We start from the raw sequence: 15708 nt of genomic DNA on the forward strand, positions 1-15708 counted from the left end.
ATGCGTGACATTGCCTGGACGCGAAGCGAGGAAGGGACGCCGCTCTATCTGCAACTCGCCCGCAGCCTGCGCGAGCATATCAGCAGCGGCGGGATCGATCCGGGCAGCGCACTGCCTTCTGAGCGCGATCTTAGCGAAATGGCCGGCCTTTCGCGCGTTACCGTACGCAAGGGCATCGAACAGCTGATCGATGAAGGCGTACTGGTTCGCAAGCAGGGGTCCGGCACGTTCGTTGCCCGGCGGATCGAAACGGCGGGCTCGCGGTTGAGCAGTTTCAGCGACGACACCCGCTCACGTGGCGAGAACCCCGGTGTTGTCTGGATCTACAAGTCCTACGCGCAGCCCACCGAGGAGGAAGCTGCGGCTCTCGAAGTCCCGGCCACGGCGCGTGTCGCCCGTCTCGGCCGCGTGCGCCTTGCCGGCGGCGAACCACTGGCGATCGAACATGCCGTGATACCTGCGGAGTTCATGCCGGACCTCGATAGCCTGGGAGATTCCCTCTATCAGGCGTTGGAAGCGCACGGTTTTCGTCCCACATCCGGCACCCAGCGTGTGCGCGCTTCGTTGGCCACACAGACGGAGGCCGGCATCCTGTGTGTTCAGCAGAATTCAGAAGTGCTGCGAATCGAGCGAACGACGAGGGTTCCCAATGGGCAGATCGTGGAATTCACGCGCTCGGTCTATCGCGGGGATCGCTACGAGTTCGTCACGGATCTCAAGGAAATCTAGATCAGGACCCGTGACACCGCGCTCAGCGGCGCATGGTTTAACATAATGTGCATTATCGATCTTGGCATTGATTCTGCGTGAAGGGTGATGATCGAGCCCTTTGGTCGCGGAATTAGGCTGAGCTCGCTGCCCGGATCGTCACAGGAATCGATTTGTAGGCAGGCGTTCCGCTGGCCGGATCATAATCGTCAAGCGGAACGAGGCAGTTGGCTTCCGGATAATAAGCTGCCAGCGATCCTCGTGCGATGGCGTGCTTCACCACGGTAAATCCCTCCAACGTCCTGCCGCCGGTCGCAGTCACGTCCACGGCATCGCCGTGAGCCAGACCCAGCATGGCCAGATCGACCTCGTTGGCGAAGATGATGTCCCTACGCCCGGTCACGCCGCGATAGCGATCGTCAAGGCTGTAGATCGTTGTGTTGTACTGGTCGTGGCTGCGAATGGTCGTAAGCAGCAGCGGCTTGCTTGTCGCATCCTCGACATGAGGATGCGCGATGAACTGCGCCTTCCCGCTTGGGGTATGCCAGACACGCTCGCTTGGTCCGATCGTCAGCCGAAATCCGCCGGGCGTGCGAACACGCACGTTGAAGTCGCGGAAGTCTGGGTAGACGGCTTCGATCCCGTCACGGATGAGATCGTAATCGGCGACCAGTTCGTCCCAGGGCACCCTGCTCTGCGGCATCGCGGCCTTGGCAAGACCCGCCACGATCGCCGGTTCGGACCGGACCATCGACCCCGGTGCCTTGAGCTTACCGTGAGAGGCGTGAACCATCGACATGCTGTCCTCCACCGTGACCCACTGCGGTCCCGCGTCCTGCATGTCCAGTTCGGTGCGTCCAAGACACGGCAGAACAAGAGTTTCCCTGGCTGTGAGCAGGCAGGTGCGATTGAACTTGGTGAGAATGTTCACCGAGAGGTCAAGATTGCGGACCGCGGCAAAGCAGGCCTCCGGGTCCGGCATCGCCACCGCGAGATTGCCGCCCAGCGCGATCAGCGCTTTGGAATGCCCATCGCGCATCGCCGCCAGGGCTTCCACCGCGTTGTGGCCATGTTTGCGCGGGGACTTGATGCCGAACGTGGCATCAAGCCGTTTCAGCATGTCCTCTGCGGGAATTTCGGTGATGCCGACGGTTCTGTCGCCCTGAACGTTGCTGTGCCCGCGCAGGGGACAGATCCCGGCACCAGCCTTGCCGAAATTGCCGCGGAGCAGCAGCAAATTGGCGATCGCCTGCACGTTCTGGGTGCCATGGCGATGCTGGGTGATCCCCATGCCGTAGCAGACTATGACCCGCTCTGCCGCTGCATAGACTTGCGCCATGCTTTCTATAGCTTCCCGCGCCAAACGGGACTCCGCTTCGATCCACGTCCATGAGGTTGCCTCGATATCGGCCCGCAGCGCTTCGAAGCCTTCGGTATGTTCCGAGATGAAGGCCTGGTCGAGTAATCCCGGCGTGGCCTCTTCCATCGCGAACAGGGCCTTCATCATCCCTTTCAACATGGCCATGTCGCCGCCGATACGGACCTGATGATAGGCCGAGGCCAGCGGCGTGGCGTGCGCAGACAGCATTTCGGTCGGGTGCTGAGGAGACTTGAACCTTTCAAGGCCGCGTTCGCGCATGGGATTGGAGACGATGATCTGCGCGCCGCGCTTGGAGGCAGCCGCCAGCGTCGAGAGCATCCGGGGATGGTTCGTGCCGGGATTGTGACCGATGCAGAATATCGCATCGGCGTGGTCGAAATCCTCCAGCGTCACTGTGCCCTTACCGATGCCGATGGACTTCGGCAGGCCGGTGCTGGTGGCCTCGTGGCACATGTTCGAACAGTCGGGGAAGTTGTTGGTCCCGAACTCACGAGCGAAAAGCTGGTAGAGGAAGGCCGCCTCGTTCGAGGCACGGCCCGAGCAATAGAACTCCGCCTGGTCGGGATGGTCGAGCGCCTGCAAGGCAGCCCCTGCCCGTATGAAGGCCTCATCCCAACCGATCGGGACGAAGTGATCGGTTTCAGGATCATAGCGAAGCGGCTCCGTCAGGCGGCCTGCGTCCTCAAGCTGATGGTCGCTCCACTCCCAAAGCTCGCTGGCGGAATGGAGCGCGAAGAACTCCGGGTCTACGCGTTTGACGGTCGCTTCCCAGGTTACCGCCTTGGCGCCGTTTTCGCAGAACTCGAAGGAGGATGTATGCTTAGGATCGGGCCAGGCGCATCCCGGACAGTCGAACCCGTCAGGCTGGTTCATCTGGAGCAAAGCCCGCGTATCCGGGCTTGCCTTCATCTGTTCGCGAACCGTCCGGGCAACGGCCGCCAGAGCCCCCCAGCCCCCTGCCGGTCCCTTGTAGTCACTGATGCCCTTCAGGGAACCGCGTTCGTTCTGGGTGTCGGTCATCGGCAAGTTTCCCCGGAGCCATTTTTGGAAATCGCCTCGGTAATGTCATCTTACTTACGAAACGCATTTTCCAGCGAATTCGACCGAGCGTGGTCATCAACAACCGCATCAGGGCAATGCATAAGCGATGACCTCGTCGCCGATCGGCGTCTCCATGAAGTGATGACGCCCGGAGCGATCACCAGGTATTGCTTGCCGTTCATCATGTAAGTCATCGGCGTGGCCTGGCCGCCGGCAGGCAGCACGTCCTTCCATAGGACCTTGCCGGTCCTCAGGTCGATTGCGCGGATCAGGTTGTCCGTCGCGGCCGCAATGAAGATCACTCCGCCCGCCGTTACGACAGCGCCGCCGTTGTTCGGCGTCCCGATCGTCAATGGAAGCATCGAAGGGATGCCGAAAGGCCCGTTGGTGCGTGCTTCACCCAGAGGACGATCCCAGATCGTACGCCCGGTCGCCATGTCGATGGCGCGGATACCGCCATAGGGAGGCTGCTTGCAGAGCATGCCGGTGAGCGGCAGGCGCCAGCCGGCATTGACGTCAATCGCGTAAGGCGTGTGGGCTTGCGGATCGCCCGCGCCTTCGGCACCGCCGATCTCGCCTCGTGCCTGATCGCGCGGCGCCCAGCCCTTCCTGTTCGCCTCCGCGCGAGGAACGAGGCGCACGTAATTGGGCATGTCGTTGTAATTGGCGATGATTACACCCCGGCGCGGATCAACCGCAATGCCGCCCCAGTCGGTACCCCCGTTATAGCCGGGATACTCGATCGAGCGGCGATCGCTTTCCGGCGGGGTGAAGAAGCCCTTGTAGCTCGCTTTGCGGAACTGGATACGGCAGATCATCTGGTCGATCGGCGACATGCCCCACATGTCCCGCTCGGTCAGATCCGGCTTGCGCAAGGTATGCCACAGGGACACCCGCTGGACCGGTGCCCGCTGCGCCGGCTCGACCCCACCTCCCGGCGCCTTGATGGTGCGACAGGTGTCAGCGGCTGGCCGGTGCGCCGGTCCAGCACGTAGATATCGCCCTGCTTCGATGGCAACACCAGCGCCGGCGTTCCCTTGAAGTCCACCAGCGTCGCCTGTGCGCCGAAGTCGTAGTCCCAGACGTCATCCCTTACCGCCTGGAATTTCCACCTGGGCTTGCCGGTTGCCACGTCGAGCGCGACCAGTGAAGTGGCAAAGTCCCTTTCCGGCGGACGACGCAAACTGGAGTAATAGTCGGCCGCCGCGTTGCCCATCGGCAGGTAGACGAGACCGAGTTGCTCGTCGCCGCTGGCGATAGTCCACATGTTCGGCGTGCCTCGGGCCCAGGTCTGTCCTTGCGGGGGGTAACCGTTCCAGTCCGGGTGCATCATGTCCCAGGCCCAGCGCAGCTTGCCGGTGATCGCGTCGAAGCCTCGGATCACACCGGAAGGTGCCCAGCGATCCTGCCCGTCCAACACCTGATGGCCGGTTACGACGACACCGCGAACGATGGTCGGCGGAGAGTTGATGGAAACATACCCCGGAGGAGTGTCGCCCATCCCGATCTTGGTATCCACCTCCCCGTTCGTGCCGAAGCCCGTACAGCGCGCGCCCGTACGCGCATCAAGCGCAAAGAGGCGGGCATCGAGCGTTCCGTAGATGATCCGCCGGGCGCAGGGCTGATCGGCCGGCGCATTCGGAACCGCAAAGTAGCTGACGCCGCGGCAGGCCGCCGTGTAGGGAATGGCATCGTCCGCAACCTTGGGGTCGAACTTCCAACGCTGCCTGCCCGTGGCTGGATCCAGCGCGAGAACCATGTTCTTAGGCGTGCAGACATAGAGCATGTCGCCGACCTTCAGCGGCGTATTCTCGCCGCCGTAAGTCTTGGCGATCTTTGCGGACGACGGTGTATCGCCGGTATGGATGAGCCAGGCTCGCTTGAGTTTGCCGACATTGGCTGCCGTGATCTGGCCCAGCGGAGAGAAGCGGCGAGCCGCCTCGCTGCCGCCATAGGCAGGCCAATCGTCTCCCGCGGAGGCCAGCGAAGGATCGCTCATCTCGAAACGCAGATCTGGCAGAGCCGATTGAGGGCCACGATCGGCCATGCGGGCGAAGATCGTCGCGGTCACCCCGGCCAGGGCTATGCCGGCAACGGCTGCGCCAAGGCCGAATTTCCAGCGTGCCGGATGAACCGAAAGCGTTGGCATGACCAGGAAGCAAGCCACCAGCAGGACAAGCGGTGCGACCACCCGAGGCACCAGCGCCCAGTTGTTTGTGCCAACTTCGCCCAGGGCCCAGATAACCGTCAACACGAAGATTATGCAGTAAAGCCAGCCGCCGAGGATGTTCCTGCGCAGAAGCAGCGCTCCCGAACCGAGCAGGCCGATCCCGGCAAGAATATAGTAGGCCGAGCCGCCCAGCCCTGCGAGCCAGACCCCGCCTATCGTCAGTATCGCTCCGATCGCTGCAATGATGCTGCCCAGGACGATTGGCGCCGGCGATGGCCGGTGCTGCGCATTTCGAGACAGCATCATTCACACTCCGGAAACATTTTACGGCTGCGATCATGGAATGACAGGAGAGGCGTAATGTTCCAGAAAACTTCGTGTAGTCCTGACGCTATCGCTGATTTGCGACGTCAGCGGCGCTGACGCCGGCCAGCCACAGACGCGCTCAGGAAAAGCGGCTGGCAGGAAAAGCGGCTGGAAGTATCGGCTAGAATGGAATCTCGTTCGCTTCGTAGTCGAGCAGTTTGCCGCTATCGGGCACTTTCAGCTCTTCGATGACGTCAAGCAATTGCAGAGCGGCACGCTCTGGGTCGAACAGCCGCCCGGGCGGCACATTGCCCTGGAATGGCCGGGACAGAGCAGTGTCTACGGTGCCGGGATGCAAGGCAACAACGATCGCGCCGGGATTGCGGCGACGTTCCTCGATGGCAAGATTGCGCACCAGCATGTTGAGCGCCGCCTTCGACGCGCGATAGCCATGCCATCCGCCAAGACGATTGTCCCCTATCGAACCGACCCGCGCCGAAAGTGCCGCAAATACCCCTCGTCCGCCTTTCGGCATGAGCGGCAGGAAGTGTTTCGCGATAAGCGCGGGACCGATGGCGTTCACGGCATGGATTTCTGCAAGCCATGCAGGATCGAGATCCGCCAACGCCTTTTCCGGGGCGAGACCCTCCCTGTGCAGCAAGCCAGTCGCTACGATTATCAAGGTCGGCGCTGGCCCCTTGGCAATGTGTCCGGCCGCTTCCGCAATGCTTGCCTCGTCAAGAAGATCGAGGTGCTGCGATCCTCCACGGGACCGAGCGAAGCCGTGAACGACCCTGAAAGCCCCCTCCTCGATCAGCGCAGCTTCGAAAGCGGCACCGATGCCGCCCGATGCCCCGACGACGACGGCGGACGCTTCGCCTCTTCCGGTCATGACCGGATGAAGCGCCAATTGTCGGCGTCACTTTCGTCCGGGGCGAACCGATATCCGTCGCTGTCAAACCCGCGCATCGCATCTGCATCGACGATGTGATGCTCGCACATCCACCGCGCCATCATGCCGCGGGCCTTTTTCGCATTGAAGCTCACGAAACGGGGGCCGTCCGGGCCTGGCTCGCGGAAGTCGACGTGAATGACGCGCAAGCCCTTCAGCTTGTTCTCGACGGCGGCAAAATACTCCTGGCTGGCCAGATTGAGCACTACGCCAGACCCCTCGTCCGCGACCTGCTGGCGCAACAGCGCTGCGATGCGGTCACCCCACCAGTCGGTCAACTTCTTGTGCCGGGGCGCCCAGCGCGTACCCATTTCCAGGCGATAGGGACGGATCGCATCCAATGGCCGGAGAAGCCCGTAAAGGCCGGACAGAATTCGCACATGGTCCTGTGCAAAGTCCACACCCGGCTCGTCCAGCGTGTCCACCTCGAACCCCGTGTAGACATCGCCGGCAAAGGCATAAAGCGCCTGTCGCTCGGGCAGTTCGGCAAAGTCGCGGAACCGGTCCGCATTGAGCTTTGCGAGGCGCGGCGAGATCCGCATCAGCTCCGCCAAACGCTTCTGCGAGAGGTTGGCCGCCGATTTGGCGAGATTATGCGCTTCCTCGGTGAAATGCGGCGTCGTGGCGGCAATCGCGGGCAACGTCCGTTCGAAGTCGAGGGTCTTGGCGGGAGAAAGCAGAACGATCATGTCTCACGCGGTAGCTAGGCCCGGATGATGCGTCAAACCTCGACGTTCATTCTTTCCGCGTCGGCCGGAGATCGGCCGAAGGCGCAAGTCTGCGCATCATCCGTTTGCGGGAATGTCCAGTTACATAGGGGCTTGCGGTCCCGTCCAATCTGGCGCAGCGCCGCCGCAAGAGCTTTGAATGGAATTCACGATATGAAATTGGGCATGGGACCGGCCATCTCCGGGTTGGCCATTGCGCTCGCCGCATTCCTGGGTTGCGGACAGGGCTCCCTTGACGCAAGGGCCGAGACCATCGCCTCTCCTCAGGAGCGCGCCCGCATGAAGGAGGCCCTGGCAAACGATCCGGGCGTCCCAATCCTGGCTCCGCAAGGTTACGATGTCACCGTGGTCGTCTTCTCGGACTACCAGTGCCCATACTGCCGCAAGTTTCACGCAGACCTGAACCGGCTCCTCGCCTCAGACCGAAAGCTGCGTGTCGTCTACAGGGACTGGCCAATCTTCGGAGGCCTATCGCGCGAGGCCGCTCGCGTTGCCATGGCAACGCGCTATCAGGGCAAGCACGCTGCCTTCAATGACGCCCTAATGGCTGGCCCGGTCAAGCTCGATGCAACAACCATTCGCCAGGCAGCGGCGCGCGCCGGTGTCGACTGGCCCCGGTTGCAGACCGACCTCAAGCTCCACGGCAATGACATCGATGCGGCCTTACAGAGGACCGGACGGCTGGCGGAGACCCTTGGTCTCTCAGGAACGCCTTCGCTGGTTATAGGCGACTACCTCATTCCCGGCGCCATCGATTTCGCGACTTTACAAAGGGTCGTGCAGAAATCTCGAAGCGGGAAGCCGTGAAATGCGTAAATCAGAACATCGCGCGCACGCCGAATACCGCTGAAACACCGGAAACATCCTCACCAGCAGCCCGTGCGAGGTCTGCCGTTCCGCCGAGTTTACGCTCCCAGTTGACGCCAACGTAAGGCGCTAGCGAGCGGTTGCGTTCGTAGCGAAGCCGAGCACCCAGTTCGAGACGCTCGAAGCCTGCGCCAACACTCAGGGCGGGCACGTCCTGAAACGCGAAATCTATCTCGGCTTCAGGCTCGACGACCAGTGACTGCGTGATGCGCTGGGTGTAACCCGCCTTGCCGCGTGCATGAATGTCGCCCTTGTTCGAGACGAGCAACTGACCTTGCAACTCGAACCAGTAAGGCGCCAGTCCTTCGATGCCAACCAGCGCGTAGGTTCGCTGCGGATCGGGTCGGAAGTCCTGCCGCGTACCGAATTGCAGGTTGAACCAAGGGTCCAGCGCGTGGCGCCAGTAGGCGTTAAGCTCAATTCGCTCGGCACGCTGACCGAATGTGCCCTCACCCTCGCTGGCCAGCACGATCCGGTCTATATCACCGCCGTACCACGCCTGCCCTTCCCAGCCGAAACCGTCGCCGCCCTTGCCGGTGCGGAATTCCAGTTGATCAACCTGAAGGGCGAAGGTGTTGAACCTCATCTCCTTCACCATTGCCGCGCGCGAGGCGGCCATGCGTTCAGGCGCGAAGAAGCGGTCGGCGGGAAAATCGGTCGGCACCGGGGGGGGCGGAGCATCGCCCGGCTCATCGGAGACGGTGCTTGCGGGCATGACGTGGGCGGAGTGATCCATGCCTTTCATGTCCGCTTCGCTCATGTTCATGCCGGACATGTCCATCTGCGAATGGTTCATGCTGGCATGGTCCATCCCGGCATGTTCATCGGCCCGTGAGGATGCAGCCTCACTCTCCTGCGCGTGTGCTGCAAGCGGAAAACCGGCCAGCAGGAGCGAGGTAAGGATCGGGAAGAGTCTTGCCATCAGGCTTCTCCCTCCCGGCGCACCGTCACCACGCGCATCATCCCGGCGTGCATGTGCAGAAGCATGTGACAGTGGAACGCCCAGTCACCCTCTGCATCGGCAGTGAGATCGAACGAGACCTTGCCGCCCGGCAGCACGTTGACGGTGTGCTTGCGCGCGCGGTTCCCCGGCTCGCCGCTGACAAGTTCGAAGAAGTGGCCGTGGATGTGGATCGGGTGCGGCATCATCGTGTCGTTGATGAGATTGACGCGCACGCGCTCGCCCAGACGGAACGGTATCGGTGCCGGGTTTTCCGACATCGCCTCGCCGTCCATAGACCACATGTACCGCTCCATCGCAGCAGTCAGGTGCACGTCGATCTGGCGGCTCGGCACGCGCGGATCGGGATTGGGGTCGCGCGAGCGCAGATCGGCGTACGTCAGCACGCGGTGATCGACGCTTTCCAGCCCGGTCGGCCGGTCGGCAAGTCGGTCCGCGGGCATCGGCGAGAGCGTGGCAACTCCCGGCCCCATCTTCACGCCGGCGGCGACCGAAGGATCGCGCATCGACATCGAATGGCCGCTCATCGAACTGATGGCGGGCTTGCTGAGATCGATCTCGCCGCCCTCGCCCATATCCATGCCGCTCATGTCCATGCCCATGTCGCGCATGGTGAGGACCGGACGCTCACGTAGCTTCGGCGTTTCGCCGACGAGACCCGGCCGCTGTGCCAGTGTCGCGCGCACGAGCCCGGAGCGGTCGATGGCCTCGGCGATCACGCCGTAGCTTTCCGCGGTGCCGGGTTCGACGATGAAGTCGTAAGTCTCGGCAATCGCGATCTGCACTTCGTCCGTCTCGACCGGTTGCACAGGATTGCCATCCGCTGCCACCACGGTCAGCGGCAGGCCGGGGATGCGGAAGTTGAAGTTGGTCATCGACGAGGCGTTGATGACGCGCAGGCGTACTTTCTCGCCCGGTGCGAAAAGCCCGGTCCAGTTCTCGGCATTGCCGTGGCCGTTGACGAGGAAGCTGTAGGTCGATCCGGTCACGTCCGAGATATCGGTCGCATCCATGCGCATCTTCCCCCAGGCGAGGCGGTCGGCCAGCGACTGGTCCTTGCCTGCCAGCAGCCCCGCAAGCGTCTGGCGCTGCCGGTTGAAGTAGCCGCCCATCATCTTCAGGCGGCGCATCTGTTCGTGCGGATGGATCGGACTCCAGTCCGATAGAACCAGCACATGCTCACGGTCGCAAGCGATCGTATCGGGGCCGGCGGGGTCGATCACGATCGGGCCGAACAGCCCTTCCGCCTCCTGCATGCCGGAGTGCGAGTGGTACCAGAACGTGCCCGAATGGGTGAGCGGGAACTCGTAGACGAACGTTTCGCCCGGATCGATGCCGGGGAAGCTGACGCCCGGCACACCGTCCATGTGGAAGGGCACCAGCAGCCCGTGCCAATGGATCGAGGTCTGCTCCTTCAGGTGGTTGGTGACGGCGATGCGCACCGTCTCGCCCTCACGCAGGCGCAGCAGCGGCGCGGGCAGTGTGCCGTTCACGGTCACCGCATGACCCGAGCGCCCGCCGGTCGCAAAATGGCTCTCGCCGATCTGAAGCGCGATGGTATCGTCTGACAGCACACCGGGCTGGTTACTCGCATGGACAATGCCCGCCGTCCCGCTTCTTGCCCAAGCCGGGAACAGCCCCGCCATGCCAAGGCTCCCGGCGAATGCACCGCCCAGCGAGAGGAAACGTCTGCGTTCGAGCAGGTGACTATGGTGAGTATCGCGCGGCGTCATGCTCTTCATACGCCGTCTGGGCTGCTACCCCTCGGAGAGATGCGACAATTTTTGCCGAGCGCGATAAATTCGTGTTTCCACCGCCTTGCGGCTGATCCCCAGGATCGATGCGGCTTCATCCTGCGATAGCCCCTCCAGCGCGCAAAGCAGCAGCGGTTCCTTCAGCGCATCGGGCAACGCCGCGATTTCCGCATGGATATGCGCGACCTGTCGGCGCGAGGCCAATCCCTGTTCGGGATCGAGCCCGCCATCGGCAACGCCGGCCGCTTCCTCGATCGGCAGCGCGAAGGAGAAGAAGCGCCGGACCTTGCGGCGACGCGCCCAGTCGTGACACTTGTTGAGCGCTATCCGCAGAATCCACGCCCGAAAAGGCCGTGCCGGATCATAGCGCCTCAGCGCCAGAAAGGCAGCGACGAAGGCCTCCTGCGTTATGTCGAGCGCATCTGCTTCGTTGCCGACATGCGCTCTTGCGAAACGAAATACCGCCTCCCGGTGGAAGCCCATGAGAGCGGAATAGCCTGCCTGTCGCCCGGCGAGCGCGGCCCGGACCGCTTCGGCCTCGCTCAACTCCGATCCGGCCACCCGGATTCAGTCCTGCCGGGAGGTGGTCAGCGCCTGGCCCACGGCCTTGTCGAAGCGTGCTGTCTGGTCCGGTCGCAACACGGCTCGCATGGCGAAGACGTGCTGCAACGTCGCCTTCTGCAGTTCGCCCATCGCCACATGCGATCGATCCACCGCTTTCTCGACGTCGGGCCATAAGTGTGTTCGTGAGCGATGGCCCGTGCAAGATCGGCGTTCGCGGCTTGCAGTTCCCCTTCCAACTGGCCCCGGCGCTCGGCGAAACCTTGCTCAAGCGCATCGATCCGGCGCTTCTGGCCGGCGTCGAGATCGAGTTCTCCGTGAAGCAATACGTGGATACGGCTCTCTTCCGGGGCATCCCCGCGCAGCTTCTGTCCGAACCACAGCGCACCGAGAGCCACAAGGAACGAGACAAGCGCGACGAGGATATAACGATGGGCGTTCGCCATGATCAGAGCGCCAGCAGATGAGAAGGCGCCGCTGCAGGAATGGCCAGCAAGGGTTCGCTTGGGGAAGTGCCTTGCGCCGTTGCGGAGGTGGGCAGCGCGAGACCTCCCCACAAGCCGACGAAGCCGGCGATGCAGCCTGCCAATACCAGCCCGCGACGTCCCGCCATGCGCTCGCGCCCCGCAGCAAGGCCTGAAAGCACGGCGGCATCAAGCGAACCGAGACCCTCAGGTAAGGCTTCACCGCGAAGCATCGACAGCATTTCGTCCAGTTCGTTCATCGGCCCAGTCCCACCTTCAACCGCTTGCCCAGCAAACGCTCTCCCGCCGCATACGCAACGCAAGCCCGTATCCCTCAAAGCCCTATCAGAAAATTCGGCAAGGCCCTCGGCCGAAATGCAGCAATCAGGTTCCCGGCCGCCCTGGGCTATCGGGAGGATTGGCGATGCCGGGGATTTCGATCTCGGCCACGAGCCCTCCCCCGTCGCGATTGCGCAAGGCAAGGGTTGCACCGAAGGTTCCGACCTGCGCCTGCGCGATGGCGAGCCCGATACCCGTACCGCTGCCCTTGCCTGAAGACAGCCGGCGAAATGGCTGGAAGGCCAGAGTCAGTTCGTCTTCGTCCAGCCCGGGACCGCGATCGGCAACGCGGATCAGGAGATCGTTTCCCGCGTAAAGGCAGCTCAGTTCGGCGCTGCCGCCATATTTCAGGGCATTGTCCACGAGATTGCCAAGTGCGCGTGCCAATGCGTTCGGCTTGACCCTGGCCTGCGCCCCGCAGCCGCGCGCGAAGACCACGCGGTGGCCAAACTCGCCGGCGTCCTCGGCGATGCTGGAGAGGATGGAATCGATATCGAGAACGGCCCAGGGTTCACGCATTTCGCTGCTGCGGGCCAGATCGAGCCCGTTTCGCACGATCTGCTGCGTAATCGCGAGGTCCGCCACGAGCCGGTCGCGCAGGGCTTCGTCCTCGACCTGTTCAAGGCGCAGGCGCAGACGGGTGAGCGGGGTCTGCAGATCGTGCGTTACCGAAGCAAGTATCTGCGTTCGTTCGCGCAGCCCTTCGCGTACGCGTTCCTGGGCGAGATTGAAGGTCTCCAGTGCGGCGCGGACCTCGCTCGGCCCCTTGACCGGGATCGGCTCGAAATCGCCAACCAGCGAGAACGAGCGTGCGGCGCGCTCCATCCGCCTCAGCGGCGTCGTGGCTAGGCTGGCCGCAAGCAGGCCCAGCAGGGCACCGGCCACGATGATGAGTTCGAGATAGGGCGGCCCCACGCTGTGCCGGTCCCAACTCCGGTCGGGCCAGAGATCGACGACGTAGCGATATTCGGCGCCCTTCCCGGACTCGACCCGGACGAACCAGCAGTCAGGCAAGGGATCGGTGTTCATGCCGGCAGCATGGGGAAAACGCGAGAACTGGGCGAAGCACTGATCGTTCAGCAGCGGCATCACGAACGCGGGCCTGCCGAGCCGCTCGCTCAGGCGGCGCGAAAAGGCGGGGTCGAAAGAGGTCATCTTCAGCTCGGCACCGGCACCGTGCGCGCCCAGCACTTGTCCGCGCGAAAGCACCTGCTCGGTTTTCTCCGGCTGCCTGTCATAGCGGTGGGCGATGTCCTCTGCGCTTTTCAGGGCGGCTTCGACCTGCTCCTTGCGGAACATCCGGTGGCGCAGGCTGTCCGAGGCCTGTAGGGCCAAAACGGCCGAAGCGGCCATTCCCAGCGAGAGGACAAGCGTAAGGCGCCCCGCCAGCGAACGCGGATAGTCGCGCAGGCGCTTGAACAAACCTGGCCTGTCGGGCTCCGTCATGGTCATTCGAACTCGACTGGTCCGGGCAGGACATAGCCTTCGCTGCGGACGGTGAGGATCAGTTCGTCTCCGCCCGGCTCGCTGGCGAGCTTGTGGCGCAACCGGCTGATCTGGATATCGATCGAGCGATCGAAGGCGACGGTGGCACTGCGTTCCGGCAGCAATTCCTCGCGCGAAAGCACCTGGTTGGGCGCCTCGATGAAACGGCTGAGCAAGCGGTACTCCGCGGAGGACAGCATCACGAGGCGCTCGTCATTGGTCACCAGTCTGCGCTGGTGCAGATCGAGCCGCCATGGACCAAACCGGGCGAAACGGGCAACGCGCGGCCGGCCGTGATCGAATATCCGCGAGCGGCGCAGGAGATTGCGAACCCGTGCCAGCAGTTCGCGTGGCTCGAACGGCTTGGTCAGATAATCATCGGCGCCCAGTTCCAGCCCCAGAACCCGGTCGATAGGTCCCTCGCGCGCGGTCACCATCATGATCGCGCCCTGATGCCCGGAAACGCGCAAGTCCCGGCAGATGTCGAGGCCGTCTCCATCCGGCAGGTTGAGATCGAGGATCAGCAGGTCGACCGGATCGCCCTGAAGAATGGCGCGCAGATCCGCGACCGTACCGACCGAATCCACGTGCTGCGGTTCACGCGAAAGCTGCGCGGCGATCAGTTCGCGAATGTCGGGATCGTCCTCGAGGACATGATGCGCCCCTCCGGCGCATCGCTCTGCGGGATCATGAATGAGGTCATAAACGCGCTGCCCCTCGAAGTCTGCCCCGATGATACACGATGAAACAATAGGCTACGCCCGGCAACCTGACGATACGCGTCGATCCTTGCCCCCGCTTGCTGCGGCGCACAATTGCGAAACCGAGCTGCAACTGTGCACAGGAGCCTTCCGCTTGCGCCCCTCCTTCCAACATCTCGCCATGGTCTCGGCGCTTGCTTTGTCCGCCATGAGCCTCGGCGGCTGCGGCCAGCAGCAGGCCATGCCGCAGCAGGACGTCGAAGTCGGCGTGGTCACGCTGACGGCCGAGCCGGTAACAGTCTCCACCACGCTTTCCGGCCGCACCGCCGCGACGACCGTTGCCGAGGTTCGACCACAGGTGGACGGCGTGATCCAGTCCCGGCTCTTCGAGGAAGGCTCGCTCGTCCATGCCGGCCAGCCTCTGTACCAGATCGACGCGCGCCTTTACCGCGCATCTCTCGATACGTCCCGTGCACAGCTGGAAAGCGCGCAGGCCGATCTTTACAGCGCCGAGGCCAAGGCCCGCCGCTATCGAACCCTGGGCGATAGCGAAGCGGTCAGCGGTCAAGACAAGGACGAGACGATCGCCGCCGCCCGCGCCGCACAGGCTGCGGTGCACCAGTATCAGGCAACCAGTCGCAGCGCCGCGGTGAACCTGGAGTTCACCCGCGTTCTCGCGCCGATCACCGGCCGTATCGGCCGTTCCTCGGTGACGAAGGGCGCGCTTGTTACCGCCAGCCAGACCGACGCCATGGCGACGATCCAGCAACTCGACCCGATCTTCGTCGATATCACCCAGTCCTCCGCCGAACTGCTTCGCCTGCGGAGCGCGCTGGCCAAGGGCAACATGCTTCCGGCCAGTGCGAAAGTGACGCTGACTTTGGAGGATGGCACCGTCTACCCCCAGCAGGGGACCATCGAGTTCAGCGAAGTCAACGTCGATCCCGAGGCAGGCACGGTCACCCTGCGCGCGAAGTTCCCCAATCCCGATGGTCTCCTGCTCCCCGGCATGTTCGTGAACGTGGCCGCGCCGCAAGGCGTTGTGCGCAACGGCATTCTTGCCCCGCAGCAGGGGATTTCGCGCGACGCCAAGGGCGACGGGACGGCGCTCGTCGTCGATGCTGCGGGCAAGGTCGAACAGCGCAAGGTCACGACCGGCCAGGCTATCGGCAACAAGTGGCTGATAACCAGCGGACTGAAGGCAGGCGACCGCCTGATCGTGGAGGGAACCGACAAGGCCCGCACCGGGGCCAGGGTCAAGGCCGTCACCGTAAAGCAGGGCGACTGATC

At 63.4% G+C, this 15708-nt stretch carries 12 protein-coding genes and 2 pseudogenes; 3 read left to right on the forward strand and 11 right to left on the reverse strand.

What is annotated here, in order from left to right:
• Positions 1 to 729 carry a GntR family transcriptional regulator gene (locus ADT71_RS27630; RefSeq protein ID WP_054441935.1) on the forward strand — a complete coding sequence of 243 codons (729 nt, stop codon included), beginning with the start codon at positions 1 to 3 and terminating at the stop codon, positions 727 to 729.
• A 112-nt stretch (positions 730 to 841) separates the two neighbouring features.
• Here the strand turns inward: ADT71_RS27630 and ADT71_RS27635 are convergent, their stop codons facing one another.
• The 4 genes and pseudogenes from ADT71_RS27635 to yaaA all read right to left on the reverse strand — a co-directional run bounded on the left by ADT71_RS27635 (position 842) and on the right by yaaA (position 7247).
• Complete coding sequence (locus ADT71_RS27635; protein ID WP_054441936.1) at positions 842 to 3109, reverse strand: FdhF/YdeP family oxidoreductase; 2268 nt, start codon at positions 3107 to 3109, stop codon at positions 842 to 844.
• 108 nt (positions 3110 to 3217) lie between these two features.
• A pseudogene (locus ADT71_RS27640) lies at positions 3218 to 5603 on the reverse strand (membrane-bound PQQ-dependent dehydrogenase, glucose/quinate/shikimate family).
• Positions 5604 to 5787: 184 nt separating this feature from the next.
• Positions 5788 to 6498 carry an SDR family NAD(P)-dependent oxidoreductase gene (locus tag ADT71_RS27645; RefSeq protein WP_054441989.1) on the reverse strand — a complete coding sequence of 237 codons (711 nt, stop codon included), beginning with the start codon at positions 6496 to 6498 and terminating at the stop codon, positions 5788 to 5790.
• Positions 6495 to 7247, reverse strand: a complete 753-nt coding sequence (yaaA, locus tag ADT71_RS27650; RefSeq protein ID WP_054441937.1) for a peroxide stress protein YaaA — start codon at positions 7245 to 7247, stop codon at positions 6495 to 6497. The genes ADT71_RS27645 and yaaA overlap by 4 nt, the downstream gene beginning before the upstream one ends.
• 192 nt (positions 7248 to 7439) lie before the next feature.
• On the opposite strand from yaaA, the gene ADT71_RS27655 reads away from it, so the two are divergent.
• Positions 7440 to 8093 (forward strand): DsbA family protein, encoded by a 654-nt coding sequence (locus tag ADT71_RS27655; RefSeq protein WP_054441938.1) that lies wholly within the window; start codon positions 7440 to 7442, stop codon positions 8091 to 8093.
• A gap of 10 nt (positions 8094 to 8103) precedes the next feature.
• On the opposite strand, the gene ADT71_RS27660 is transcribed toward ADT71_RS27655, so the two are convergent.
• From ADT71_RS27660 to ADT71_RS27690, 7 genes and pseudogenes are all read right to left on the reverse strand, one after another.
• Positions 8104 to 9075: a copper resistance protein B gene (locus ADT71_RS27660; protein WP_082370602.1), complete on the reverse strand. Its 972-nt coding sequence runs from the start codon at positions 9073 to 9075 to the stop codon at positions 8104 to 8106.
• A complete protein-coding gene (locus ADT71_RS27665) occupies positions 9075 to 10847 on the reverse strand; it encodes a copper resistance system multicopper oxidase (RefSeq protein ID WP_054441991.1) in 1773 nt (590 codons plus the stop codon). The genes ADT71_RS27660 and ADT71_RS27665 overlap by 1 nt, the downstream gene beginning before the upstream one ends.
• 24 nt (positions 10848 to 10871) lie before the next feature.
• The gene (locus tag ADT71_RS27670; protein WP_054441939.1) at positions 10872 to 11429 is read right to left on the reverse strand and encodes an RNA polymerase sigma factor; all 558 of its coding nucleotides are present in this window, start codon (positions 11427 to 11429) and stop codon (positions 10872 to 10874) included.
• A gap of 6 nt (positions 11430 to 11435) precedes the next feature.
• Positions 11436 to 11875: pseudogene (locus tag ADT71_RS27675) on the reverse strand (periplasmic heavy metal sensor).
• 2 nt (positions 11876 to 11877) lie between these two features.
• Entirely contained in the window at positions 11878 to 12153 is a 276-nt protein-coding gene (locus tag ADT71_RS27680) for a hypothetical protein (protein ID WP_054441940.1), read from the reverse strand.
• Positions 12154 to 12277: 124 nt separating this feature from the next.
• Positions 12278 to 13684, reverse strand: a complete 1407-nt coding sequence (locus ADT71_RS27685; RefSeq protein ID WP_231636259.1) for an ATP-binding protein — start codon at positions 13682 to 13684, stop codon at positions 12278 to 12280.
• Positions 13681 to 14412 carry a response regulator transcription factor gene (locus ADT71_RS27690; RefSeq protein WP_054441941.1) on the reverse strand — a complete coding sequence of 244 codons (732 nt, stop codon included), beginning with the start codon at positions 14410 to 14412 and terminating at the stop codon, positions 13681 to 13683. Before ADT71_RS27690 ends, ADT71_RS27685 begins: the two co-directional genes overlap by 4 nt.
• 214 nt (positions 14413 to 14626) lie before the next feature.
• Here ADT71_RS27690 and ADT71_RS27695 point away from each other — a divergent pair, with 214 nt between their 5' ends.
• Positions 14627 to 15706 (forward strand): efflux RND transporter periplasmic adaptor subunit, encoded by a 1080-nt coding sequence (locus ADT71_RS27695; RefSeq protein WP_054441993.1) that lies wholly within the window; start codon positions 14627 to 14629, stop codon positions 15704 to 15706.
• Positions 15707 to 15708 lie beyond the last annotated feature (2 nt).

It is taken from the genome of Novosphingobium sp. ST904 (genome assembly GCF_001298105.1).
In the GTDB taxonomy this organism is placed as follows: Bacteria; Pseudomonadota; Alphaproteobacteria; order Sphingomonadales; family Sphingomonadaceae; genus Novosphingobium.

Excerpts from the sequence above, each read along its gene's own strand:
- ADT71_RS27630 (WP_054441935.1), top strand. The coding sequence starts at position 1 with ATGCGTGACATTGCCTGGACGCGAAGCGAGGAAGGGACGCCGCTCTAT.
- ADT71_RS27635 (WP_054441936.1), bottom strand. The coding sequence starts at position 3,109 with ATGACCGACACCCAGAACGAACGCGGTTCCCTGAAGGGCATCAGTGAC.
- ADT71_RS27645 (WP_054441989.1), bottom strand. The coding sequence starts at position 6,498 with ATGACCGGAAGAGGCGAAGCGTCCGCCGTCGTCGTCGGGGCATCGGGC.
- yaaA (WP_054441937.1), bottom strand. The coding sequence starts at position 7,247 with ATGATCGTTCTGCTTTCTCCCGCCAAGACCCTCGACTTCGAACGGACG.
- ADT71_RS27655 (WP_054441938.1), top strand. The coding sequence starts at position 7,440 with ATGAAATTGGGCATGGGACCGGCCATCTCCGGGTTGGCCATTGCGCTC.
- ADT71_RS27660 (WP_082370602.1), bottom strand. The coding sequence starts at position 9,075 with ATGGCAAGACTCTTCCCGATCCTTACCTCGCTCCTGCTGGCCGGTTTT.
- ADT71_RS27665 (WP_054441991.1), bottom strand. The coding sequence starts at position 10,847 with ATGACGCCGCGCGATACTCACCATAGTCACCTGCTCGAACGCAGACGT.
- ADT71_RS27680 (WP_054441940.1), bottom strand. The coding sequence starts at position 12,153 with ATGAACGAACTGGACGAAATGCTGTCGATGCTTCGCGGTGAAGCCTTA.
- ADT71_RS27685 (WP_231636259.1), bottom strand. The coding sequence starts at position 13,684 with ATGACCATGACGGAGCCCGACAGGCCAGGTTTGTTCAAGCGCCTGCGC.
- ADT71_RS27695 (WP_054441993.1), top strand. The coding sequence starts at position 14,627 with ATGAGCCTCGGCGGCTGCGGCCAGCAGCAGGCCATGCCGCAGCAGGAC.